We start from the raw sequence: 22,150 nt of genomic DNA, 5'->3' as shown, positions 1-22,150 counted from the left end.
CCTGCCGAAAAAGAGCAGGGTTTGGGAGGAAGACATTTGGCTCACACGCTCGTGAGCGCCGACGGACCGCAATCGGTTCCGGCGCTGCTGCATCGTAATGCAAAGCAATTTGCGAACGCGCCTGCGTATCGCGAAAAGGAATATGGCATCTGGCAAAGCTGGACGTGGGCACAGACCCGCGACGAGGTCGAGGCGCTTGCGCTTGGCCTGCTGGAGCTGGGCGCGAACGAGGGTGACTTTATCGCCATCATCGGCCGCAATCGTCCCTATCTCTATTGGGCCATGATGGCCGCAGAGATGGTCGGTGCCGTGCCTGTGCCGCTGTATCAGGACGCTAACGCCGAAGAGATGGCCTATGTGCTGGACCATTGCGGCGCACGGTTTGCCATCGTGGGCGACCAGGAACAGGTCGATAAGGTGCTGGATGTTCAAAACCAGCTGACCCAGTTCGAACGTATGATCTATCTCGATCCGCGCGGCTTGCGCAAATACGATCACGCCGCGCTGGACCAATATAGCGCCGTCCAAGACATGGGCCGCAAGGCACGCGATAAACACATCAAAGAGCTTGAGGCACGTCAGGCCAAGCTGGATTACGACAGCACCGGCGTCATGCTTTACACCTCGGGCACCACGGGCAAGCCCAAGGGGGTGGTGCTGAGCAACCGCAACATTATCGAGACAGCCAAATCTTCTTCTGCCTTCGACAAGTTGCGCCAGACCGACGATATTCTGGCCTACCTGCCGATGGCTTGGGTGGGGGATTTTATCTTTTCCGTAGGGCAGGCGCTGTGGACGGGGTTTTGCACGAACTGCCCTGAATCAGCTGATACGATGCATGTTGATTTGCGCGAAATCGGCCCGACCTACTACTTTGCCCCGCCCCGTGTATTTGAAACCCAGCTGACATCGGTGATGATCCGGATGGAGGACGCGAGCCGGTTCAAGAAGTGGCTGTTCGATAAATTCATGGCCCATGCGCGCAGGGTTGGCCCCGCCATTCTGGACGGTAAATCCATCGGCGCGATGGACCGCGCGAAATATGCCCTGGGCGAGCTGATGATCTATGGCCCGCTGAAAAACACGCTGGGCCTCAGCCGCGTGCGCGTCGGTTATACCGCGGGCGAGGCGATCGGGCCGGAGATCTTCGATTTCTATCGCTCGCTCGGGATCAACTTGAAACAGCTTTACGGACAAACAGAGGCGACGGTGTTTATCACCGCGCAGCCGGACGGCGAAGTGCGTAGTGACACGGTCGGCGTGACCTGCCCCGGCGTAGAACTCAAGATCGCTGAGAATGGCGAAGTCTTCTACCGTAGCCCCGGCGTTTTCGTCGAGTATTACAAAAACCCCGAGAGCACCGCAGATACCAAGGATGCCGAGGGTTGGGTCGCGACCGGTGACGCTGGCTTTATCGAGGAAAGCTCGGGCCATCTGCGCATTATCGACCGGGCCAAGGATGTGGGCAAAATGGCCGATGGCAGCCTGTTCGCGCCGAAATACGTGGAGAATAAGCTGAAGTTCTTCCCCAACATCCTTGAAGCGGTGGTGTTTGGCAACGGACGCGACGCCTGCACTGCCTTTATCAACATCGACCTGACCGCGGTCGGAAACTGGGCGGAGCGCAACAACATCGGCTATGCGTCCTATCAAGAACTGGCGCGGCATCCCCAAGTAATGGACACGATCCAGAGCCATGTGGAAGAGGTCAACGCCTCTATCGCCGAGGATGAAATGCTGTCGGGTTGTCAGGTGCATCGCTTTGTCGTGCTGCACAAAGAGCTTGATGCCGACGACGGAGAGTTGACGCGCACGCGCAAAGTGCGGCGCAAAGTCATCGGCGAGAAGTTCGATGACATCATCACCGCCCTCTACGACGGGTCGCCTTCGGTCAGCACGGTCACCGAAGTGACCTATGAAGACGGGCGCAAGGGGTCGATTGCGGCCACGCTGGAGGTGCGCGACGCCAAGGTGTTCGCAGACACCCGCAAGATGGCCGCGCAATGAGCATGACATCAAACGGATCATGCGGGCGCTGCGGTTGCGCAGTGGATTTTAAGACCATTTGGAAGGGGGCTGCGGCGTGAAAGATATGACCGACGGCTATGTCACAGCGGATGGGCGCCAGATTGGCCCCGTTGTGATGGAAATGAAAAACATCACCCTGCGGTTTGGTGGGGTAGAGGCGATCAAGGATATCTCCTTCGATATCCGTCAGGGCGAGATTCGCGCCATCATCGGACCGAACGGCGCCGGCAAGTCATCCATGCTGAACGTGATCAGCGGGTTCTATGTGCCGCAGGAAGGCGAGGTTTGGTACAAGGGGGCCCCACGTCCGTCGATGAAACCTTACGAGGTGGCGCAGCAGGGCATCGCACGCACGTTCCAGAACATCGCCCTGTTCGAAGGGATGTCGGTGCTGGATAACGTCATGACCGGGCGTTTGACCAATATGAAGACCGGCATGTTCTGGCAGTCGATCTGGAAGGGCAAGGCAGAGCGCGAAGAGACCGCGAACCGCGAAGTCGCCGAAAAGATCATCGATTTCCTTGAGATTCAGGCGATCCGCAAGACGCCCGTGTCGCGGCTGTCTTATGGGTTGAAGAAACGTGTCGAGCTGGCGCGCGCGCTGGCTGCCGAGCCGTCAATCTTGCTGCTGGACGAACCGATGGCGGGGATGAACGTAGAGGAAAAAGAGGACATGAGCCGCTTTATTCTGGATGTGAACGATGAATTTGGTACGACGATTGCCCTGATCGAACATGACATGGGCGTTGTGATGGACTTGAGCGACCGCGTGGTTGTGATGGATTACGGCAAGAAGATCGGCGACGGCACCCCAAGCGAGGTGCGCAACAATCAAGACGTGATCGACGCGTATCTGGGGGTTGCCCATGACTGATTTTGCCACTGGTTTTGCGATGAGGAGGGTCTGATATGCCTGAGCAACTGGCCTTTACAATCGAGGTGTTCCTGAACGGTCTGATGGCGGGCGTGCTGTATGCACTGGTCGCGTTGGGGTTTGTTCTGATCTACAAAGCCTCGGGTATTTTCAACTATGCCCAAGGGGTGATGGCGCTGTTCGCGGCTCTGACTCTTGCCGGGATCATCGACGGGCAGGTGCCGTTCAGCCATCTGATCAACGCGATCCTGGGCACGGATATTCACCATTTCGGATGGCATGTACCGGCGTTCCTTGCGATCTTGCTGACCATGGTGGTGATGATCGGTCTGGCTTATGCGGTCCAGCGGTTGGTGTTTCGCCATCTGGTCGGGCAAGAGCCGATCATCCTGTTCATGGCGACCATCGGTCTGGCCTATTTCCTTGAAGGGGTGGGCGATCTGATGTGGGGGTCCGACATCAAATCTATGGATGTGGGCCTGCCGCAGGGTTTGAACACCTGGATCGACGACACCACTTTTAACGCCTTTGGCTACGGGTTCTTCATTGATAATCTGGATATCGTAGCCAGCATTATCGCCGCGTTGCTGGTGATCGGGCTGGTGATGTTTGCACAATACACCAAGCAGGGCCGCGCCATGCGGGCAGTGGCGGATGACCACCAAGCGGCTTTGTCGGTCGGCGTGTCGCTGAACTTTATCTGGATCCTCGTGTGGTCGTTGGCGGGCTTTGTCGCACTGGTGGCAGGCATCATGTGGGGCACGAAATCGGGGGTTCAATTCTCGCTCTCGCTGATCGCGCTCAAGGCGTTACCGGTGCTGATGCTTGGGGGGTTCACCTCTATTCCCGGTGCCATCGTGGGCGGCTTGATCATTGGTGTGGGTGAGAAACTGTTCGAATTCCTGATCGGTGCGCCTTTCCTTGGCGGTGCAACTGAGAACTGGTTTGCTTACATGTTGGCGCTGATCTTTCTGGTGTTCCGTCCGCAGGGCTTGTTCGGGGAGAAAATCATTGAGCGTGTGTAGTTTTGGCAACTTCCTGACCGGGGCTTTGCCAATGTGTAGGGTTCGGGCCCCAGGATTTAAAACCATTTGGAATGAGGGGCGCATCTGATGCTTTATCGTGAATCAGGGGATTTCAGCTCCACCTATGCGGAAGACAGCCAGACGTTTCCGATCAAGTTTGATCGGTATCGCTATTACTTTGTGCTGTTCATCGCCATCGCGGTGATCCCGTTTATGATCAATGACTACTGGGTGAACTCGCTGTTCCTGCCGTTCCTGATCTACGCCATCGCGGCGATCGGGTTGAATATCCTGGTGGGCTATTGCGGACAGGTGAGCCTGGGAACAGGCGGCTTTATGGCTGTGGGGGCCTATGCCTGCTACAAATTCATGACCGCCTTTCCCGAGGTCAGCATGCTGGTGCATGTGCTGTTGTCGGGTCTGGTCACGGCCTGTGTCGGCGTGTTGTTCGGCCTGCCATCGCTGCGGATCAAAGGGTTCTATCTGGCCGTGGCCACGTTGGCGGCGCAGTTCTTTTTGGTCTGGCTCTTCAACCGTGTGCCGTGGTTCTACAACTACTCTGCCTCGGGCCAGATCAGCGCGCCGGAGCGGACCTTTTTCGGGATCGAGATCACCGGACCGAATACGCAAGCCTGGGCGACCTATCTGTTCTGCCTGATGTTTGTGATCTTTAGCGCCTATGTGGCGCGCAACCTGACCCGCGGGTCGGTGGGGCGCAAATGGATGGCGATCCGTGACATGGATATCGCGGCCGAGATCATCGGGGTGAGCCCGCTGCGGGCAAAATTGACGGCCTTTGCGGTCAGCTCCTTCTTTATCGGCATCTCGGGTGCGTTGTTCTTTTCTGTCTATCTCGGCGCGGTCGAGGTCGGCGAAGTCTTTGGTATCCAGAAATCATTCCTTGTGCTCTTTATGATTATCATCGGTGGGCTGGGGTCGATCTTTGGCAGCTTTGCCGGGGCCGCGTTCCTTGTGCTCTTGCCTGTGGCGCTGAAAATCGTGGGTGTCGACTGGTTGGGCTGGCCGACGGATATCGTGGCACACTTGCAGCTTGTGATCGTCGGCGGGTTGATCATCATTTTCTTGATCGCGGAACCGCACGGGCTGGCGCAGCTGTGGCGTGTCGCCAAGGAAAAACTGAGATTGTGGCCCTTCCCGCACTAGCGGGGGGCGGCATGGCCAGCGGGGGAGGAGACCCAAGGCCGAAGAAGACGACCGGGACAACCCGGCAAGATCGGATACATCCAAGGGAGGAAACACCGATGAAACTGAAGATGACTACGTTGGCGCTAGGCGCTGCTCTGGCTGCGGGCCCCGCAATGGCAGAGCTTGTATTCCCGTCGCTCAGCTATCGCACGGGCCCCTATGCGGCGAATGGCATTCCGTTTGCCGACGGTTATGCGGATTATTTTACGTTGCTGAACGAACGTGACGGCGGCATCGGTGGAGAACCGATCCGGATGATCGAATGCGAAACCGGCTATAACACCGAAAAAGGTGTGGAATGCTATGAAAGCACTAAGGGCGAAGGCGCGTTGGTCTATCAGCCGCTGTCTACTGGCATCACCTACCAGCTGATCCCTAAAGCGACGGCAGACGGCATTCCTGTCCACTCGATGGGCTATGGCCGCACATCGGCCAAAGACGGGTCGGTCTTTAGCAACATCTTTAATTACCCCGCGAACTACTGGGACGGCGCATCGGTCGCGATCAAGCACTTGCTGGATCTGAACGGTGGCAGCCTTGAGGGTAAGAAGATCGCGCTAGTCTATCACAACTCTGCCTACGGCAAAGAGCCGATCCGCACGCTGGAAGAGCTTGGCAAAAAGCACGGGTTCGAACTTTCGCTGTTGCCCGTTGACCACCCCGGTCAGGAACAGAAATCCCAGTGGTTGCAGATCCGTCGTGAAAAGCCGGACAACGTGATCATGTACGGTTGGGGCGTGATGAATCAGGTCGCCGTCCAAGAGGCCGCGAACATCCGCTATCCGATGGATCAGTTCATCGGCATCTGGTGGTCCGGTTCTGAAAACGACGTGCGTCCAGCAGGCGAAAAAGCCAACGGCTATAAGGCGCTGACCTTCCACAATGTGGGCGATGACTTCCCCGTCTTCGACGACATCCAGAAGTTTGTTGTTGATGCAGGTAAAGCAGCAGGCGCGGGCGACCAGATCGGGACCGCTTTGTATAACCGTGGTCTTTATGCGGCGATGCTGGCGGCTGAAGCTGCCAAAACGGCACAGGGCATTCACGACACCAAGGCGCTGACACCGGCGCAGATGCGTGATGGCATGGAAGCACTGGAAATCACCGAAGCCAAAATGGCGGATCTGGGTCTGCCCAACTTTGGGCCGGAGTTCACCGTGTCGTGCGAAAACCATGGCGGCAACGGCTATGGTGCTGTGGCGCAATGGGATGCAGCGGCCGACAGCTGGAGCCTGATCACCGACTATATCCAGTCGGACCAAGACGTGCTGGCCCCGCTGGTCACCGAAGATGCGCAGGCCTTTGCCGCAGAATCCGGTATCGAACCCAGCTGCTAAACGCAGCCATTAAACAAGGGCGCGGCGGCAGTGCTGCCGCGTCCGATCCCCACGCCACCTAGTGAAAGAGACACCCATGCTGGATGCCACCCCAACGCCCGACGCGCAGGTCGAGACCCTTCTTGAGGTCAATAATATCGAGGTGATCTACAACTCGGTCATTCTGGTGCTAAAGGGTGTGAGCCTGAAGGTGCCCAAGGGCGGTATCACGGCCTTGTTGGGCGGCAATGGCGCGGGCAAGACGACGACGCTCAAGGCGGTCTCGAACCTTCTGCATTCAGAACGCGGCGAGGTGACCAAAGGGTCGATCAAATACCGCAACGAGCCGGTCCATAACTCGGGCCCTGCAGATATGGTGAAACGCGGTGTCGTGCAGGTCATGGAGGGGCGTCACTGTTTCGAGCACCTCACCATCGAAGAGAACCTGCTGACCGGGGCCTATACCCGTAGCGACGGCAAGGCGGCCATCGCGCGTGATCTAGAGATGGTCTATGAATATTTCCCGCGGCTGCGCGAACGGCGTAAATCGCAGGCGGGCTATACCTCGGGTGGGGAACAACAGATGTGTGCGATCGGTCGCGCCTTGATGTCGCGCCCCGAAACGATCCTGCTGGACGAGCCGTCGATGGGCCTTGCACCGCAGCTGGTTGAGCAGATTTTCGAGATCGTCAAATCGGTGAACGAAAACGAAGGCGTAACGTTCTTGCTGGCCGAGCAAAACACCAACGTCGCGCTGCGCTTTGCGCACTATGGCTATATTCTGGAATCGGGTCGCGTCGTGATGGACGGCCCTGCCGCCGACCTGCGCGAGAACCAGGACGTTAAGGAATTTTACCTTGGCATGTCGGACGAGGGGCGCAAATCCTTCCGCGATGTGCGCAGCTACCGTCGCCGCAAGCGCTGGCTCAGCTGATCCGGCGCACGCCTCACGATCCTTCCCTTTCCTGACCACCCAAATGAATTGCGAGCAAGCGACATGGCACAGACGTCCCATTTTGACAGCCTAGAGACCCGCAGCCCAGAAACACGGGCGGCTGACCTCGCTCGGTCCTTGCCCGCCCAGATTGCACGGGCGCAGGCGCTTCCGGGCTATGCCGGATCGTTGGACGGGGTCGCGCCAGAGACGATCACCAATGCTGAGGCGCTGGTCGCGCTGCCGGTTCTGCGCAAATCCGAGATCGGGAAACAGCAGGCGCAATCGGCACCCTTTGGCGGTTTCACGACCAAACCCCCTCATGCATTTACCCATATCTTCCAGTCTCCCGGCCCGATTTACGAACCCTCGTCCGACGCGCCAGACTGGTGGCGTATGGGGCGGTTCCTGCATGCGGTGGGGATCGGCGCGGGCGACATTGTTCAGAACTGCTTTGGCTATCATCTGACACCTGCGGGCATGATCTTTGAATCCGGTGCGCGGGCTGTGGGGGCGGCGGTTTTGCCTGCGGGCACCGGCCAGACCGAACTGCAGGTGATCGCCGCGCGCGATATCGGCACGACCGCCTATGCCGGCACGCCGGATTACCTCAAGATCATTCTCGAAAAAGCGGATGAGATGGGGGTGACCCTTGGCATCACCAAAGCCGCCGTTGGTGGCGGTGCGTTGTTCCCATCCTTGCGCGACTATTATGCGCAGCGCGGCATAACTTGTCTGCAAAGCTATGCGACAGCCGATTTGGGAAACATCGCTTATGAAAGCCCCGCCGCAGAGGGCATGATCGTGGACGAGAATGTAATCGTCGAGATCGTGACCCCCGGTACGGGCACGCCCGTCGCACCCGGTGACGTAGGCGAGGTCGTGGTGACCACGTTGAACCCTGATTACCCGTTGATCCGTTTCGCGACAGGAGATCTGAGTGCGGTTTTGCCGGGGGCGTCGCCCTGCGGTCGTACCAATATGCGGATCAAAGGTTGGATGGGCCGTGCCGATCAGACCACCAAAATCAAGGGGATGTTCGTGCGCCCCGAACAGGTCGCCGCCCTTGTCGCGCAGCACCCCGAGGTAACTAAGGCCCGTGTTGTGGCAAGCCGCGCCAACGAACAAGACGTGATGACGGTCCACCTTGAGACGACAGGCGACGATACCGAAGCCTACGGTGCCTCTGTCGCGGCGCTGCTCAAACTGAAGGGTAAGGTCGTGCTGGCCGCCCCCGGAAGCCTGCCGAATGATGGCTTGGTGATCGAGGACCAGCGTAGCTATGATTAAATCGCGCCGGCGTCCGGCCTGAAACAGGCCACAAAGGCAAGATCACGCCTCTGCGCATGGGGCGGCGGTACAATTTTCAGTCATCCCGCTGGTATTTCCGACTGAATTAGTCGAAACCAATCGAATGACGACACAGGATATAAATACAAGCCCCGCCGCCGTGAAAAAATCGCGCGATGGCGTGCGTTTGCTGGCGGGGGTTGCGGTCGCGATTGCAGCGACCTGTGCCTTGCCGATGATTGCCGTGCTGCTGGCTGCATTGGTCGGAGGCACCGATACGGTACGCCATCTGATTGATACTGTTCTGCTCGGCTATGCTGGCACGACGCTGCTCTTGGTGGCAATGGTCGCGATGGGGACCTTTGCCTTGGGCGTCGGGACCGCGTGGCTGGTCACCATGACCCGCTTTCCCGGTGCGCGCGTGCTTGAGATCGCGCTGGTGCTGCCGCTGGCTTTTCCTGCCTATGTGTTGGCCTATGCCTATACGCATATCCTTGACCATCCGGGCATTGTGCAGACCGTTCTGCGCGACGTGACAGGCTGGGGCCCGCGCGATTACTGGTTCCCCGAGATACGGTCTTTGGGGGGGGCGGCGCTGATGTTGGTGCTGGTGCTTTACCCCTATGTCTACCTGCTGGCGCGTGCGGCCTTCTTGCAGCAATCCGCCACGACGTTTCTGGCAGCGCGTGCATTGGGCAGCAGTGCATGGGCTGCGTTCTTTAAGGTCAGCCTGCCGCTGGCGCGTCCTGCGATTGCCGCAGGCGTCCTGCTGACGGTGATGGAGACGATCGCCGATTTCGGGACCGTCGCCTATTTTGGGGTGCAGACTTTTGCCACCGGGATCTACACCAGCTGGTTCTCCCTGTTCGACCGCGCCGGTGCGGCGCAGCTCGCGCTGTGCTTGCTCAGCTTTGCGCTGCTGCTCGCGATGCTTGAGCGCATTCAGCGTGGCAAGGCGAAGTACCATGATCCGGCCCGCCGTGCCGTGGCCATGCCTCCGGTGCCGCTGACAGGCTGGCGTGCTGCTGCGGCGCTGTTGGCCTGCGGCATACCCGTGATCTTTGGTGCGATCCTGCCGGTTATTGTACTGATCTGGATGGGCACAGGGTCAGAGCAGGACCTGCTCAGCCCGCGCTATCTGGGCTTCATCCGTAACTCTGCCACGCTGGCGGGGGTGGCTGCGGTGCTGACCGTGGCCGCGGCGGTCTGCGTGGGGTTCTTTCAGCGGCTACGTCCGGGCAAGCTGTCCTTTGGGGCGGGGTATATTGCACGTCTTGGCTATGCGGTGCCGGGCGGGGTGATCGCGGTGGGGCTGATGGTGCCCTTTGCGACATTCGATAACCAGCTTGACGCATGGATGCGCAGCACCTTTGACATTTCGACCGGCCTACTCGTGACGGGGTCGATCTGGCTTTTGGTCGCCGCCTATATGGTGCGCTTCCTTGCGGCCGCATTGGGCGCGTATGAGGGCGGGCAGGCGATGGTGCATGCCAATATGGATTCCGCAGCACGGTCGCTGGGGGAAACCCCTGTCGGCACGCTGCGCCGTGTGCATCTACCGATCCTGTCGCCAAGCCTGCTGACCGCGCTGTTGATCGTCTTTGTCGATGTGATGAAAGAGCTGCCTGCAACGCTGATCATGCGGCCGTTCAACTACGACACGCTTGCGGTGCAGGCCTACCGGCTGGCCAGTGACGAACGCCTAGACGGAGCTGCGGTGCCGAGCCTTGTGATCGTGGCGATGGGGCTGCTTCCGGTCATCCTGATCTGCCGGCAGGTTGGGCGGCAGAAATAAACAAATTGCTTTGCCCATGAAAAAAACCGCACCGGCCAGTGGCCGATGCGGTTCGATGTCGTGTCTCTGCCGTGGCAGGCTGGGATTACTCCCAGCCAACCGCGTTAAAGATTTTCTGTGCTGTCGGGATGTTCTTAGCCACTTCTGACAGGTTCACTTCGTCTGCTTTGAACGTGCCCAGCTTCTCGACGGATTCCGCAAGCTCTACACCTTCGACGGCGGGGAATTCGTCGTTCCCCGCAGAGAAGTAGGATTGCGCGCTGTCGGAGGCCAGATACTCGAGAAATTTAACCGCGTTGTCGCGGTTTGGCGCATTGGCTGCAACGCCAGCACCGGACAGGTTCATATGCGCGCCGTTGCCATCCTGATCGGGGAAGACCAAACCGATTTTATCCAGATCGGCGCTCAGCCCGTCTACTTCGGTGCGGATGGCACGGGCAAAATAGTAGGAGTTCGAGACGGAGACTTCGCATTCGCCCGAAACCAGACCACGCAGCTGGTCGGTGTCGCCGCCCTGTGGAGCGCGTGCCATGTTGTTCACAACGCCCTGCGCCCATTCGGTCGCTTTTTCTTCGCCGTGGTGCGTAACCAAAGCGGCCAGCAAAGTCTGGTTATAAGAGTTGGTGGAGGAGCGGATGCAAACCTGACCCTCATAGGTCGGGTCGGCGAGGTCCAGATAGGTTTGCGGCGGGTTGTCTACGGCATCCTTGCTGTAAAAAATGATCCGCGCGCGCTGCGAAAAGCCGAACCATTCGTTGTCGGCGTCTTGCAGATTGCCTGGGATACGCTCTTCGAGGATGTCGCTGTCAACGGGTTGCAGCAGGCCCATTTCCTTGGCGCGGCTCAGGCGGCTTGTGTCGACGGTGATCAGTACGTCCGCAGGAGAGTTCGCGCCCTCGGCAGCCACACGGGCCAGCAGCTCGTCTGCTTTGCCTTCGATGCGGTTGATGGTGATGCCGGTTTGCTCGGTAAAGTCTGAATACAGACGCTCGTCAGTGTCGTAGTGACGTGCAGAATAGAGGTTCAGCTGACCTTCTGCAAAAGCGGGTAGGGCAACCGTTGCCAACAAGGCAGCCGTGAACGTGGTTTTCGTAAAAGTCATAAGGTGACCTCCATCTGTGTAAAACTTATAAAAAGAGTAAGAAACAGATTTGAGGTCAGACATCAAGCAATACTTGACTGTATTTATAGGATAAGCGTCTTGCCGCACAGGGACGGCAAGACGCGGTCGTTTAGTCGCCGATCTTGTCTTGGGTCTTGGTATCGAAATCGCTGGCGTCGTGACGTTCGTGCAGCTGCATTTCGGGTTCACCGAAGGGGCGGTTAACCATACGGCCACGCGTCACGGCAGGGCGCGCATCGATCTTCTTGGCCCATTTCATCAGGTTTTCATAAGAGTCGACGTTCAGGAATTCAGCCGCATCATAAAGTCGGCCCAGAACCAGCTGACCATACCAAGCCCAGATCGCCATATCCGCAATCGAATACTCGCCCGCCATATATTCGTTATCGGCCAGATGCCGGTCCAACACGTCCAGCTGACGCTTCGTTTCCATCGCGAAGCGGTCGATGCAGTATTTAATCTTGACCGGCGCATAGGCGTAGAAGTGGCCAAAGCCGCCGCCGAGATAGGGTGCACTGCCCATCTGCCAGAACAGCCAAGACATGCATTCGGTGCGCTGGCTTGGGTTTTTGGGGATGAATGCGTCAAACTTCTCGGCCAGATGCAGCATGATCGAACCGGATTCGAACAAGCGCTGTGGCGCATCGCCGGACCGGTCCATCATCGCGGGGATTTTAGAGTTCGGGTTGATCTCGACAAAGCCGGACCCGAATTGGTCGCCTTCGCCGATGTTGATCAACCAAGCGTCATATTCGGCGCCTTTGTGGCCCGCAGCCAGCAGTTCTTCGAGCAGCACGGTGACTTTGACACCATTGGGCGTCGCGAGGGAGTAGAGCTGATAGGGGTGTTCGCCGACTGGCAGCTCTTTGTCTGCGGTTGGGCCTGCGACGGGCCGGTTAATATTGGCGAATTTGCCGCCGTTACCGGGTTCCCACTCCCATACGGCGGGCGGGGTGTAGTCGGGCAGATCGGTCATAAGATCCCTTTCAGTTCATCTTTTGAAGTTAAGGATGAACCTAGGGGGTATTGGGGGGATCGCAAGGGGCCAGCCGCGAATGGCCGGGGTGGCGGCGCAGGGCGTGGCATGTTCCGTCAGACCAAACGAAAAAAGCCGCCCCCGAAGGAGCGGCTTTTAATCAAATGCGCGCGAAGCTTAACCCTGACGGGCTTTGAAACGGCGCTGTGTTTTGTTGATTACGTAAACGCGGCCTTTGCGACGCACAACGCGGCAGTCACGATGCCGATTCTTGAGCGAGCGGAGCGAATTGCGAACCTTCATGGTCTTTCTCCTGTGTCGTGGCGCGGGCCAGCGCCGGGTTGCGGGCAGCTCAGCGAATGCTGAGCCATGAATTAGGTGGTGGGCGATACTGGGATCGAACCAGTGACCCCTTCGATGTCAACGAAGTGCTCTACCGCTGAGCTAATCACCCCCTATGTAGCACAAAATTTGCACCCCGAACCAAATCAGGGCACGAATATCTGCACCGGTAGCGGGGTCTATAAATAGAGTCGCAGGCATGATCAAGGGGTTTTGGCTTTGTAAAAACATGCGCTATGTTCATTTTTGAAAGGTGCAACAATGCCACACATTCCTTACGAAGTCGTTCGCCCCGATCAAGCCCGTTCCTGCGCGGTGTTCGCGTCGCCCCATTCGGGTCGGAATTACAGCTTTTCCTTCCTCCGGTCCACGGTGCTTGACGGGCATAGCATCCGCTCGTCAGAGGACGCGTTTGTTGATCTTTTGTTCAAATCCGCCCCGCATTTCGGGGCGCCGTTCTTGATGGCAGGAGCCCCGCGGGCGTTCCTTGACCTGAACCGGTCGCGAGACGAGCTGGACCCGGCCTTGATTGAGGGGGTGCGCCGGCAGGCGCATAACCCGCGAGTGGCCTCGGGTTTGGGCGTTATCCCGCGTGTTGTGGCGAATGGGCGGTCGATTTATCAGGGCAAATTGACGCTCGACGAAGCCCGAGAACGAATCGCGGCGTATTGGGTGCCGTATCACGATATGCTGCAAAGCCTGCTGAACGACGCCCGCGGGGATCACGGCCAGGCGATCCTCGTAGATTGCCATTCCATGCCGCATGAGGCGATGGAAGGGGTGGCGCGGATGGGGCTCAAGCGGCCCGATGTTGTGTTGGGCGACCGGTTTGGTGCGGCTGCGGGCAGCGATGTTGTTGATCAAATCGAAGCCGCTTTCTCGAGGGCGGGTTTTACCGTCACACGAAACACGCCTTTTGCGGGGGCCTATATCACGCAGGCTTATGGCCGTCCGGCGCGGGGGCAGCACGCGGTACAGGTCGAATTGGACCGATCGCTGTATATGAACGAATCATTGGTGCGTCCCAATGGCGATTTCGAGGATGTCCAAAAAGCGCTGAGCGGCGTTGTTGCTGAAATCGCGCGTATCCGGCCTGAAAGTCTTGCGCTCGCGGCGGAATAATCAGCGCAGCGCGCGCCCTTTGACGATGGCCTTGTCCCCGAACCGGTTGCGGATGGCATCGGTCGCCCGTTCGGCCCGACCCCGCCGCACGGCATCGGGGTCCAGAAGATCACCCGCCGTGTCGGCCCCATCAGCGGCGTTAAGATCGGAAATGCCACATCCCAGAAGCCGGAACGGCCCCGGCTCGCCCAGCTGATCAAACAGCCCGCGTGCAGTGCGGTAGATGCGGTCGGCCAGCTGAGTGGGGTCATACAAAGACACCCGCCGGGTAATCAGCGAAAAATCGGCACGCTTCAGCTTGAGCACGACAACGCGCCCCGCAAGCTCTTTGGCCTTTGCGCGGTCCGCCACTTTTTGCGCCATGCGCCACAGGTGACCGTCCAGCAGTTCGGGGTCCGAGGTGTCCTCGTTAAAGGTGGTTTCATTGCTAATGGATTTCATCGGTTCGTGCGCGGAAACGCGACGGTTGTCCTGGCCTCGGGCCAGATGCCAAAGGCGGTCGCCCATGCTCCCGAAACGGGCAATCAAATCGGTCCGTTCCCACCGCAGCAGGTCAGCAAAGGTGCGTATGCCCGCCTTGTTCAGGGCCCCGAGGGTGGCAGCGCCCACGCCCCAGATCATGCTCACCGGTTTGTCGTTTAGAAACCTCTGTGTTTCCTCTTTGCCGATCACTGAAAACCCGTGCGGCTTATCTAGATCAGAGGCGACCTTGGCCAGAAACTTGTTATGCGACAGCCCGATAGAGCCGGTAAGCCCCAGATCGACCTTCATCCGGCGCACCAACTTCGCGAGCATCATCGCAGGCGGCGCGCCGTGCAGCTTGGTCGTGCCGGTCATGTCTAGAAATGCCTCGTCCAGCGACAGCGGTTGCAGGGCGGGCGTGAGCTCTTCCATCAAGGCGCGGATCGCACGGGAGGCTTCGACATATGCATCCATGCGTGGCTTGATGATGACCGCTTCGGGGCAGAGCTTGAGCGCCTGAAACATCGGCATGGCGGATCGAACCCCTTTGACCCGTGCGATATAGCAAGCGGTCGATACCACGCCGCGCCGTCCGCCGCCGATGATCACGGGTTTACCGTTCAGGGCTGGGTTGTCACGCTTTTCCACCGACGCATAAAAAGCATCGCAATCCATATGGGCGATGGAGAGGTCAAATAATTCGGGATGCGACGTGATGCGCGGGCTGCCGCAGGCAGAGCACCGGCGGGCAGGCGTGATTTCGGACAGGCAGTCACGGCAGAGTGCGGGCATGGCGAATAAATGGGGTTAAGGGAAGGTGAAGGCAAGTCTATTCGATTGCGTGCCGTTGCGCCATGGGCAGACGCGTCGCGGTCAGTTCGCGGCTGGATGCAAAATTTAGAGTGGGAAAAGAAAGACCCCCGCCTAAAGCGGGGGGAGGTGACGAACTTCAGGAAGAACCAGTCCGTCGGGGAGTATCACCAAAGTAAGGTTGCCATATGAATGTCATAAAACATATACGCAACTTCGCTTGGTCGGTAGCGAGTTTGGGTTTGTTACCGATTTATCACATAGGCCAGGCCCGCTATTCGTCGGGTTTGGTGCCATTTCGGGGTGGTTAGGGCAGCTCTGCCAGAACCGCGCGGGCGGCGGCTGCGGGGTCTTCGGCTTGCCAGATCGGGCGACCGACGACGATATGATCCGCCCCATCCTTGATCGCCTGGCCTGGCGTCGCGACCCGTTTTTGATCGCCAAGAGCCGCACCGGTCGGGCGCACGCCGGGGGTTACGATCAGCTTGCCTTTTGCCTCTGGCAGAGCGCGGATCAGCGCGGCTTCTTGAGGGGAAGCGATGACCCCGTCGGCGCCTGCATCCAGTGCGCGACCGGCCCGGGTTTGTACCAGATCGGGAATGTCGCCCGCCTGGATCATAGCGGCGTCCAGATCGTTCCGGTCCAGCGACGTCAGAATTGTCACTGCGAGAATTTTGGTGCGCGACCCCGCGGCACCCTGCATCGCGGCGCGCACCACATGGGGGTCGCCGTGAACAGTCAGGAAATCCAGATCAAACTGCGCAAGGCCCCGTACCGCGGCTTCGACGGTCGCGCTGATGTCAAAAAGTTTCATATCCAGAAAGATGCGTTTGCCATGCTCTTGGATGAGCTCATTTGCCAGCGCCATGCCGCCGCCTGTCAGCATTCCCAGCCCGATTTTGTAAAAGCTCACCGTGTCGCCAAGTTTGTTCGCGAGCTCAAGGCCGGCAACAGCATGGGGAACATCAAGGGCGACGATCAGGCGGTCATCTGACATGGGGCGAACTCCGATAGGAATGAAATTGGACAAACGCCGGAGGCTTACGGCGTTCATGCTCTCGTGTCTACGCAAACACCTCGCGACAGGTACAAAAAAGCCCGGGCAGCACAAGGGCTGTCCGGGCAAGTGTCAGAGACGTGCAGGCAGGCAGAAGTCTCTGGATCGGGCGGGACATGCGCCGGGACGGGCGCACAGGCAGTTCCGCCGAAACTGAAACTCAAGCGGCGCGGTGGCCGTTGAGCTTTGCAACAGATTGCAACCAAGCCTTGGGGTCGAACCGTGGGCGACCGCTGCGGGGCGATGGTTTGATGTTGCGAATTTCCGAATGCATGCCGCCGCGGCCCATGTGCCGACGTTCTGCCTGTCTGGTCAGCCCTTCGGCGGCCTGATCAAATGACATCGTCATGGGCGCATTGATTGCGCAGGCATATCTCCGGGAGCGATCGCCATCATGAACAGTGACAAGTGCCTCGAAGCATTGCTCTGTCGCGTTATATATAACGTCGTGCATCTGGATTTGGCGCGTCTGCATGTTCGTACCTCAAAACTTGTTGTACTGATTAAACTTGGCTTGATCGGCTTCGTCATTCTCTGCCGGTACAACGTGGGTGTGACTAAAAAGTTCCATCTATTATCGCTACCCTTGTGGATAAATGTAAATTTTCCCTTAAAAACAGTCAATTAACTTTTATTTGATTGCCTATTGCCATAAGCGGAATTTTGCGAAACTGTATTTTTTACTGCGAATCCAATGACTTCGCGATGTGGTTAATTTTCACCAGTCGTTCAAATATTGCCTCAGTGCGCGTTATTTTTGTTGACGTTTTTGTGAGCGCCTTCTCTTGAAGCCGACCCTGCCTGTCCCCAAATTCTAGTACGAGGATCACACAATGGCGTGCTGCAAAGCAGGCGTCTCACCCGTGGTCGCTTTGAGAAAAGGAGAAGCTCATGGACTTGAGCAAGTTTACAGAACGGTCGCGCGGCTTCATTCAGGCTGCGCAAACAATCGCGACGCGTGAAAGCCACCAGCGGCTGACGCCGGAGCACTTATTAAAAGCGTTGTTGGATGACGACCAAGGGCTGGCAAGCAATCTGATTGCCGCTGCGGGTGGCAATCCGGCGCGCGTTACCGAAACGCTGACACTCTCTTTGGGTAAGTTGCCAAAGGTGTCAGGCGATGCGGCACAGGTCTATCTGGATAATACCACAGCCAAAGTTTTGGCCGAAGCAGAGGCGCGTGCGAAAAAAGCAGGCGATAGCTTTGTACCGGTAGAACGCGTGCTGATGGCGCTTGCTATGGTCAAGTCCGGTGCCAAGGACGCATTGGTCGCGGGCAAAGTCACCGCGCAGGGCCTGAACGCTGCCATCAATGATATCCGGAAAGGGCGCACGGCTGATAGCGCCAGTGCCGAAGACGGGTATGAAGCGCTTAAGAAGTATAGTCTGGATCTGACCGAACGTGCCCGCGAAGGGAAAATCGACCCGATCGTTGGCCGGGACGAGGAAATTCGCCGCGCCATGCAGGTCTTGAGCCGCCGCACGAAGAATAATCCGGTGCTGATTGGTGAGCCGGGGGTGGGTAAGACTGCTATCGCCGAAGGACTTGCGCTGCGTATCGTTGATGGGGACGTCCCTGAATCGCTGCGCAACAAACGGCTGCTGGCGCTGGACATGGGCGCATTGATTGCCGGCGCGAAATATCGTGGTGAATTCGAGGAGCGGTTGAAAGCCGTCCTGACCGAAGTGACTGAAGCCGCAGGCGAGGTGATCTTGTTTATCGACGAGATGCACACGCTGGTCGGTGCCGGTAAGGCTGATGGTGCAATGGATGCTGCCAACCTGATCAAACCTGCCTTGGCGCGGGGGGAATTGCACTGCGTTGGTGCGACGACCTTGGATGAATACCGTAAATACGTAGAGAAAGACGCGGCTTTGGCCCGTCGGTTCCAGCCTGTCATGGTGAGTGAACCTACGGTCGAGGACACCATATCGATCTTGCGGGGTATCAAAGAGAAGTATGAGCTGCACCACGGTGTGCGGATCAGTGACTCTGCGCTTGTTGCCGCGGCCACTCTGTCGCACCGCTATATCACGGACCGCTTCTTGCCCGACAAGGCCATCGACTTGATGGACGAGGCAGCCAGCCGTCTGCGGATGGAGGTCGACAGCAAGCCCGAAGAGCTGGACGCGCTGGACCGCCAGATCATGCAGCTGCAGATCGAAGCGGAGGCATTGAAGAAAGAGGACGACGCCGCCAGCAAGGACCGGTTGGACAAGCTGGAGAAAGAGCTGGGTGATCTGCAGGAAAAAGCAGACGCAATGACGGCGCAGTGGCAGGGCGAACGCGATCGCCTTGAGGGCGCGCGCGAGCTGAAAGAGCAGTTGGACCGTGCCCGCGCCGAGCTGGAGATTGCCAAGCGCGAAGGCAACCTCGCCAAAGCGGGGGAGCTTTCTTATGGTGTGATCCCTCAACTCGAACGTAAACTGGGCGAGGCCGAGGAGAACGAAGCCGACGTCATGGTCGAAGAGGCAGTGCGCCCTGATCAGATCGCCAGTGTGGTCGAACGTTGGACCGGCATTCCAGCTGGCCGTATGCTCGAGGGGGAGCGCGACAAGCTGCTGCGGATGGAAGACCAGCTGCACAATCGCGTCATCGGCCAAAACCAAGCGGTCAAGGCGGTGTCGAACGCAGTCCGCCGTGCGCGTGCTGGCCTGAACGACGAGGCACGCCCCTTGGGCAGCTTCCTGTTCCTTGGCCCAACAGGCGTGGGTAAAACCGAGCTGACCAAGGCCGTGGCCGAATTCCTGTTCGACGACGAGAACGCAATGGTGCGGATCGACATGTCGGAGTTTATGGAGAAACACGCCGTGGCCCGCCTGATCGGTGCGCCTCCGGGGTATGTCGGTTACGACGAAGGCGGTGTATTGACCGAAGCCGTGCGGCGTCGCCCTTATCAGGTCGTGTTGTTCGACGAGGTGGAAAAGGCGCACCCCGATGTGTTCAACGTCCTGTTGCAGGTCTTGGATGATGGCGTGTTAACCGATGGTCAGGGCCGCAAGGTCGACTTCAAGCAGACGTTGATTGTGCTGACCAGCAACCTTGGTGCCCAAGCGCTGAGCCAGCTTCCGGAAGCGGGCGATATGGCGCAGGCGAAACGGGATGTGATGGATGCGGTGCGGGCCCACTTCCGCCCCGAATTCTTGAATCGTCTGGATGAAACGGTGATCTTTGACCGTCTTGCACGTGGCGACATGGCGGGGATCGTCGATATCCAGATGAACCGTCTACTCAAACGACTTGCTGGTCGTAAGATCGGGTTGGATCTGGACGACGCGGCGCGCAAATGGCTGGCCGACGAAGGCTATGATCCGGTGTTCGGGGCGCGTCCTTTGAAACGGGTGATCCAGCGAGCACTGCAAGATCCGTTGGCAGAGATGATCCTGGCTGGTGATGTGCTGGACGGGGATCTCATTCCGGTACACGCCGGTGCCGAAGGGCTGATCATCGGAGACCGCGTTGCTGCTAGCAATCGGGCGAAACCGGACGAGGCGACGGTCCACTGAGCACATAGTATATAGTGTCAGTATATAGTGCGATAACTTGAACGGGCAGGGCCGGGGGAAACCTCGGCCCTGTTTGCATGAGGTGCGCTGACATTCCGGTGTGTCCCTTGAAATGTAACGGATTGCGTTTGGTGGGCGCGCTAACCGGCAGTAGGCTTGTGCCGGTATATTGGTAAGGAGCGCCTGTTATGGCCTATCGCTGGATCAACACGCTAACGGACAAAGACATCACCCCGCATGGTGCGTTTCTGAATAGACGTCAGATCATGGGGGGCGCGTTGGCGGGGATCGGGTTGGCCGGTTTGGCAGGCCGTGCCTCTGCCGCGCCCGAGGGGCTTGAGCCCAACAGCTATGAAGATATCACCAGCTATAATAACTACTATGAATTTGGCACCGGCAAGGACGACCCCGCCAGATACGCAGACCGTCTGACAATCGAGCCTTGGACGGTGCAGATCGACGGGTTGGTCGACAAGCCGGGGGCCTATGGCTTCGACGACATCATGCAGCAGATGACAATCGAAGAGCGTATCTATCGTTTCCGCTGCGTCGAGGCGTGGTCGATGGTGGTGCCGTGGAACGGGTTCGAGCTGGCCGACCTGCTGACTATGGCCGGCGTCCAGTCAGGTGCGAAATACGTGTCATTTGAAACCGCGCTGCGCCCCGATGAAATGCCGGGCGTCGCGTATAAGGTGCTCGACTGGCCCTATGTCGAAGGGCTGCGACTGGATGAAGCGATGCACCCGTTAACGATTATGGCAACCGGTATCTACGGCAAGGACATCCCTAAACAAAACGGCGCGCCGCTGCGGTTGGTGGTGCCGTGGAAGTATGGCTACAAATCGATCAAATCCGTGGTGCGGATAACCCTCACGGACACGCAGCCGCCAACCAGTTGGAACAAGGCGAATGCAGGGGAATACGGCTTCTATAGTAATGTGAACCCCGAGGTCGATCACCCTCGTTGGTCCCAAGCGAGCGAGCGGGTCATTGGCGGCGGGTTGTTTTCCAAGCGTGTGCCCACACTGATGTTTAACGGCTATGAGGATGACGTCGCTGATCTTTACGCCGGGATGGACCTGAACAAGGATATCTAAACCAGTGTGCCGTAAAGAAGTGAGCGGGGCGGTATGATTGACCGCCTGAATACCATCGCCCGACGCGTCCCAACATGGGTTGTATATATAGTGGGGCTGATGCCGGTCCCGTGGTTCCTGTTTCAGGCCCAGACCGGTGGGCTGGGGGCGGAGCCGATCAAGGCGCTGGAAAAAGAGCTCGGCTTGCTCGCGCTTCAGCTTTTGGTGGCAGGATTGGCGATCACGCCTGCGCGCCGCTACCTGCGGCTGAACCTGATCAAGTTTCGTCGGGCTCTGGGATTGCTCGCCTTTATCTATGTCGCGTTGCACCTGTTGGTGTGGTTGGTTCTGGATGTCGGGATACTGTCACAGATTTGGGCAGATATTTTAAAGCGGCCGTATATCACGATCGGCATGGCCGGTTTTGCCTGCCTGTTGCCTTTGGCCGCGACGTCTAACAGCTATTCCATTCGCAAGCTGGGGGCCAAATGGCGCAAGCTGCATCGGCTGACCTATCTGGCTGTGGTTCTGGGCGCGGTGCACTTCATTTGGTTGGTCAAAGGTTTTCAGATCGAGCCGCTCCTTTATATGGCAGCGATTCTGGCTTTGCTGGCACTACGAGTAATCAAACGCCGCTGATTCCGAACCCGCCCTGCGATTCTGACCGGAATTCCCCGAGATTCGGGGGGGCGAGGGGGCCAAACAATCCACATTTGCGCCGCCAGTCTGTGGATAACCCTTGAGGGGATGAGCGAGTCGGCTGAGCGTGATGTTAGCGTACGAAATAAAGCTGCGCAAAATGACGGCTGAACGGAATTTTCAAAATCAAACTGTTGTTTTTATGGGAAAATTCAGAAAATAGAGAAAAACTGTCATAATCCTAAAAAAGGGGTTGCGGGTATTTGGAACAAACCTTAGAACGCCCCTTACCGGAGACGCAGACAAGCAGACACGGGGCGCTAGACGGGGACGACGAGCTGAGGTTCGGAGCTTACGTAGCGGGGAAATTCAGAGGTAATAGAGGCGGGGCGCGCTGAAAGTTTTACGGCGCATCTTGGTTTCTTTTGTCTCAACGCTCTTTGAAAATTTGATATCTGAAGAGATATGTGGGCGGTTTGGTTCATTCGATGGATCAACCTCTTCATATCGCGCCGATAGCGACGCACTTATGTGTTTAGCGATTATTCGGTGTCAGCTTCACTGTTTG

General features: G+C 58.2%; 18 protein-coding genes and 1 tRNA gene. 12 read left to right on the top strand and 7 right to left on the bottom strand.

The window, feature by feature from the left end:
* The first annotated feature begins 36 nt into the window (after positions 1 to 36).
* From BLQ98_RS14975 to BLQ98_RS14940, 8 genes are all read left to right on the top strand, one after another.
* Positions 37 to 2,007: an AMP-binding protein gene (locus BLQ98_RS14975; RefSeq protein ID WP_167354555.1), complete on the top strand. Its 1,971-nt coding sequence runs from the start codon at positions 37 to 39 to the stop codon at positions 2,005 to 2,007.
* A gap of 85 nt (positions 2,008 to 2,092) precedes the next feature.
* Positions 2,093 to 2,902, top strand: a complete 810-nt coding sequence (locus BLQ98_RS14970) for an ABC transporter ATP-binding protein (RefSeq protein ID WP_237272617.1) — start codon at positions 2,093 to 2,095, stop codon at positions 2,900 to 2,902.
* A gap of 35 nt (positions 2,903 to 2,937) precedes the next feature.
* Positions 2,938 to 3,927 (top strand): branched-chain amino acid ABC transporter permease, encoded by a 990-nt coding sequence (locus tag BLQ98_RS14965; protein WP_005850184.1) that lies wholly within the window; start codon positions 2,938 to 2,940, stop codon positions 3,925 to 3,927.
* Positions 3,928 to 4,014: 87 nt separating this feature from the next.
* The gene (locus BLQ98_RS14960) at positions 4,015 to 5,091 is read left to right on the top strand and encodes a branched-chain amino acid ABC transporter permease (protein WP_093734067.1); all 1,077 of its coding nucleotides are present in this window, start codon (positions 4,015 to 4,017) and stop codon (positions 5,089 to 5,091) included.
* Positions 5,092 to 5,189: 98 nt separating this feature from the next.
* Positions 5,190 to 6,470: an ABC transporter substrate-binding protein gene (locus BLQ98_RS14955; RefSeq protein WP_093734066.1), complete on the top strand. Its 1,281-nt coding sequence runs from the start codon at positions 5,190 to 5,192 to the stop codon at positions 6,468 to 6,470.
* Positions 6,471 to 6,546: 76 nt separating this feature from the next.
* Positions 6,547 to 7,383 (top strand): ABC transporter ATP-binding protein, encoded by an 837-nt coding sequence (locus BLQ98_RS14950; protein WP_093734065.1) that lies wholly within the window; start codon positions 6,547 to 6,549, stop codon positions 7,381 to 7,383.
* Between the two features lie 63 nt (positions 7,384 to 7,446).
* Positions 7,447 to 8,673, top strand: a complete 1,227-nt coding sequence (locus BLQ98_RS14945; protein ID WP_093734064.1) for a phenylacetate--CoA ligase family protein — start codon at positions 7,447 to 7,449, stop codon at positions 8,671 to 8,673.
* A gap of 124 nt (positions 8,674 to 8,797) precedes the next feature.
* On the top strand, positions 8,798 to 10,468 hold the full coding sequence (locus BLQ98_RS14940) for an ABC transporter permease (RefSeq protein ID WP_093734063.1): 1,671 nt from the start codon (positions 8,798 to 8,800) through the stop codon (positions 10,466 to 10,468).
* A gap of 85 nt (positions 10,469 to 10,553) precedes the next feature.
* Here BLQ98_RS14940 and BLQ98_RS14935 read toward each other — a convergent pair whose 3' ends face one another.
* The 4 genes from BLQ98_RS14935 to BLQ98_RS14920 all read right to left on the bottom strand — a co-directional run bounded on the left by BLQ98_RS14935 (position 10,554) and on the right by BLQ98_RS14920 (position 13,021).
* The gene (locus tag BLQ98_RS14935; RefSeq protein WP_093734062.1) at positions 10,554 to 11,570 is read right to left on the bottom strand and encodes a Fe(3+) ABC transporter substrate-binding protein; all 1,017 of its coding nucleotides are present in this window, start codon (positions 11,568 to 11,570) and stop codon (positions 10,554 to 10,556) included.
* Between the two features lie 130 nt (positions 11,571 to 11,700).
* Positions 11,701 to 12,567 (bottom strand): glutathione-dependent disulfide-bond oxidoreductase, encoded by an 867-nt coding sequence (gene yghU / locus BLQ98_RS14930; RefSeq protein ID WP_093734061.1) that lies wholly within the window; start codon positions 12,565 to 12,567, stop codon positions 11,701 to 11,703.
* Positions 12,568 to 12,744: 177 nt separating this feature from the next.
* The gene (ykgO, locus tag BLQ98_RS14925; protein ID WP_005850168.1) at positions 12,745 to 12,870 is read right to left on the bottom strand and encodes a type B 50S ribosomal protein L36; all 126 of its coding nucleotides are present in this window, start codon (positions 12,868 to 12,870) and stop codon (positions 12,745 to 12,747) included.
* Between the two features lie 76 nt (positions 12,871 to 12,946).
* Positions 12,947 to 13,021, bottom strand: a tRNA-Val gene (locus tag BLQ98_RS14920).
* 149 nt (positions 13,022 to 13,170) lie between these two features.
* On the opposite strand from BLQ98_RS14920, the gene BLQ98_RS14915 reads away from it, so the two are divergent.
* Positions 13,171 to 14,031: an N-formylglutamate amidohydrolase gene (locus BLQ98_RS14915; RefSeq protein WP_093734060.1), complete on the top strand. Its 861-nt coding sequence runs from the start codon at positions 13,171 to 13,173 to the stop codon at positions 14,029 to 14,031.
* Here BLQ98_RS14915 and BLQ98_RS14910 read toward each other — a convergent pair whose 3' ends face one another.
* From BLQ98_RS14910 to BLQ98_RS18505, 3 genes are all read right to left on the bottom strand, one after another.
* Entirely contained in the window at positions 14,032 to 15,285 is a 1,254-nt protein-coding gene (locus BLQ98_RS14910; RefSeq protein WP_093734059.1) for a DNA polymerase IV, read from the bottom strand.
* Between the two features lie 325 nt (positions 15,286 to 15,610).
* Entirely contained in the window at positions 15,611 to 16,300 is a 690-nt protein-coding gene (pyrF, locus tag BLQ98_RS14900) for an orotidine-5'-phosphate decarboxylase (RefSeq protein ID WP_093734057.1), read from the bottom strand.
* A 220-nt stretch (positions 16,301 to 16,520) separates the two neighbouring features.
* Positions 16,521 to 16,709 carry a hypothetical protein gene (locus BLQ98_RS18505; RefSeq protein ID WP_237273573.1) on the bottom strand — a complete coding sequence of 63 codons (189 nt, stop codon included), beginning with the start codon at positions 16,707 to 16,709 and terminating at the stop codon, positions 16,521 to 16,523.
* 542 nt (positions 16,710 to 17,251) lie between these two features.
* On the opposite strand from BLQ98_RS18505, the gene clpB reads away from it, so the two are divergent.
* From clpB to msrQ, 3 genes are all read left to right on the top strand, one after another.
* Positions 17,252 to 19,867 (top strand): ATP-dependent chaperone ClpB, encoded by a 2,616-nt coding sequence (clpB, locus tag BLQ98_RS14890; protein ID WP_093734055.1) that lies wholly within the window; start codon positions 17,252 to 17,254, stop codon positions 19,865 to 19,867.
* 188 nt (positions 19,868 to 20,055) lie between these two features.
* Positions 20,056 to 20,964 (top strand): protein-methionine-sulfoxide reductase catalytic subunit MsrP, encoded by a 909-nt coding sequence (msrP, locus tag BLQ98_RS14885; RefSeq protein WP_093734054.1) that lies wholly within the window; start codon positions 20,056 to 20,058, stop codon positions 20,962 to 20,964.
* Between the two features lie 33 nt (positions 20,965 to 20,997).
* Complete coding sequence (gene msrQ, locus BLQ98_RS14880) at positions 20,998 to 21,582, top strand: protein-methionine-sulfoxide reductase heme-binding subunit MsrQ (protein ID WP_093734053.1); 585 nt, start codon at positions 20,998 to 21,000, stop codon at positions 21,580 to 21,582.
* Positions 21,583 to 22,150 lie beyond the last annotated feature (568 nt).

Source organism: Sulfitobacter litoralis (assembly GCF_900103185.1).
In the GTDB taxonomy this organism is placed as follows: Bacteria; Pseudomonadota; Alphaproteobacteria; order Rhodobacterales; family Rhodobacteraceae; genus Sulfitobacter; species Sulfitobacter litoralis.
Note: the sequence above shows the minus strand (reverse complement) of the source record. Positions and strands in the feature narration are given on the sequence as shown.

Bases quoted from the DNA above. Each gene is read 5' to 3' on its own strand.
- BLQ98_RS14970 (WP_237272617.1), top strand. From the start codon at position 2,093: ATGACCGACGGCTATGTCACAGCGGATGGGCGCCAGATTGGCCCCGTT.
- BLQ98_RS14965 (WP_005850184.1), top strand. From the start codon at position 2,938: ATGCCTGAGCAACTGGCCTTTACAATCGAGGTGTTCCTGAACGGTCTG.
- BLQ98_RS14960 (WP_093734067.1), top strand. From the start codon at position 4,015: ATGCTTTATCGTGAATCAGGGGATTTCAGCTCCACCTATGCGGAAGAC.
- BLQ98_RS14955 (WP_093734066.1), top strand. From the start codon at position 5,190: ATGAAACTGAAGATGACTACGTTGGCGCTAGGCGCTGCTCTGGCTGCG.
- BLQ98_RS14950 (WP_093734065.1), top strand. From the start codon at position 6,547: ATGCTGGATGCCACCCCAACGCCCGACGCGCAGGTCGAGACCCTTCTT.
- BLQ98_RS14945 (WP_093734064.1), top strand. From the start codon at position 7,447: ATGGCACAGACGTCCCATTTTGACAGCCTAGAGACCCGCAGCCCAGAA.
- BLQ98_RS14940 (WP_093734063.1), top strand. From the start codon at position 8,798: ATGACGACACAGGATATAAATACAAGCCCCGCCGCCGTGAAAAAATCG.
- BLQ98_RS14935 (WP_093734062.1), bottom strand. From the start codon at position 11,570: ATGACTTTTACGAAAACCACGTTCACGGCTGCCTTGTTGGCAACGGTT.
- yghU (WP_093734061.1), bottom strand. From the start codon at position 12,567: ATGACCGATCTGCCCGACTACACCCCGCCCGCCGTATGGGAGTGGGAA.
- ykgO (WP_005850168.1), bottom strand. From the start codon at position 12,870: ATGAAGGTTCGCAATTCGCTCCGCTCGCTCAAGAATCGGCATCGTGAC.
- BLQ98_RS14915 (WP_093734060.1), top strand. From the start codon at position 13,171: ATGCCACACATTCCTTACGAAGTCGTTCGCCCCGATCAAGCCCGTTCC.
- BLQ98_RS14910 (WP_093734059.1), bottom strand. From the start codon at position 15,285: ATGCCCGCACTCTGCCGTGACTGCCTGTCCGAAATCACGCCTGCCCGC.
- pyrF (WP_093734057.1), bottom strand. From the start codon at position 16,300: ATGTCAGATGACCGCCTGATCGTCGCCCTTGATGTTCCCCATGCTGTT.
- BLQ98_RS18505 (WP_237273573.1), bottom strand. From the start codon at position 16,709: ATGACGATGTCATTTGATCAGGCCGCCGAAGGGCTGACCAGACAGGCA.
- clpB (WP_093734055.1), top strand. From the start codon at position 17,252: ATGGACTTGAGCAAGTTTACAGAACGGTCGCGCGGCTTCATTCAGGCT.
- msrP (WP_093734054.1), top strand. From the start codon at position 20,056: ATGGCCTATCGCTGGATCAACACGCTAACGGACAAAGACATCACCCCG.
- msrQ (WP_093734053.1), top strand. From the start codon at position 20,998: ATGATTGACCGCCTGAATACCATCGCCCGACGCGTCCCAACATGGGTT.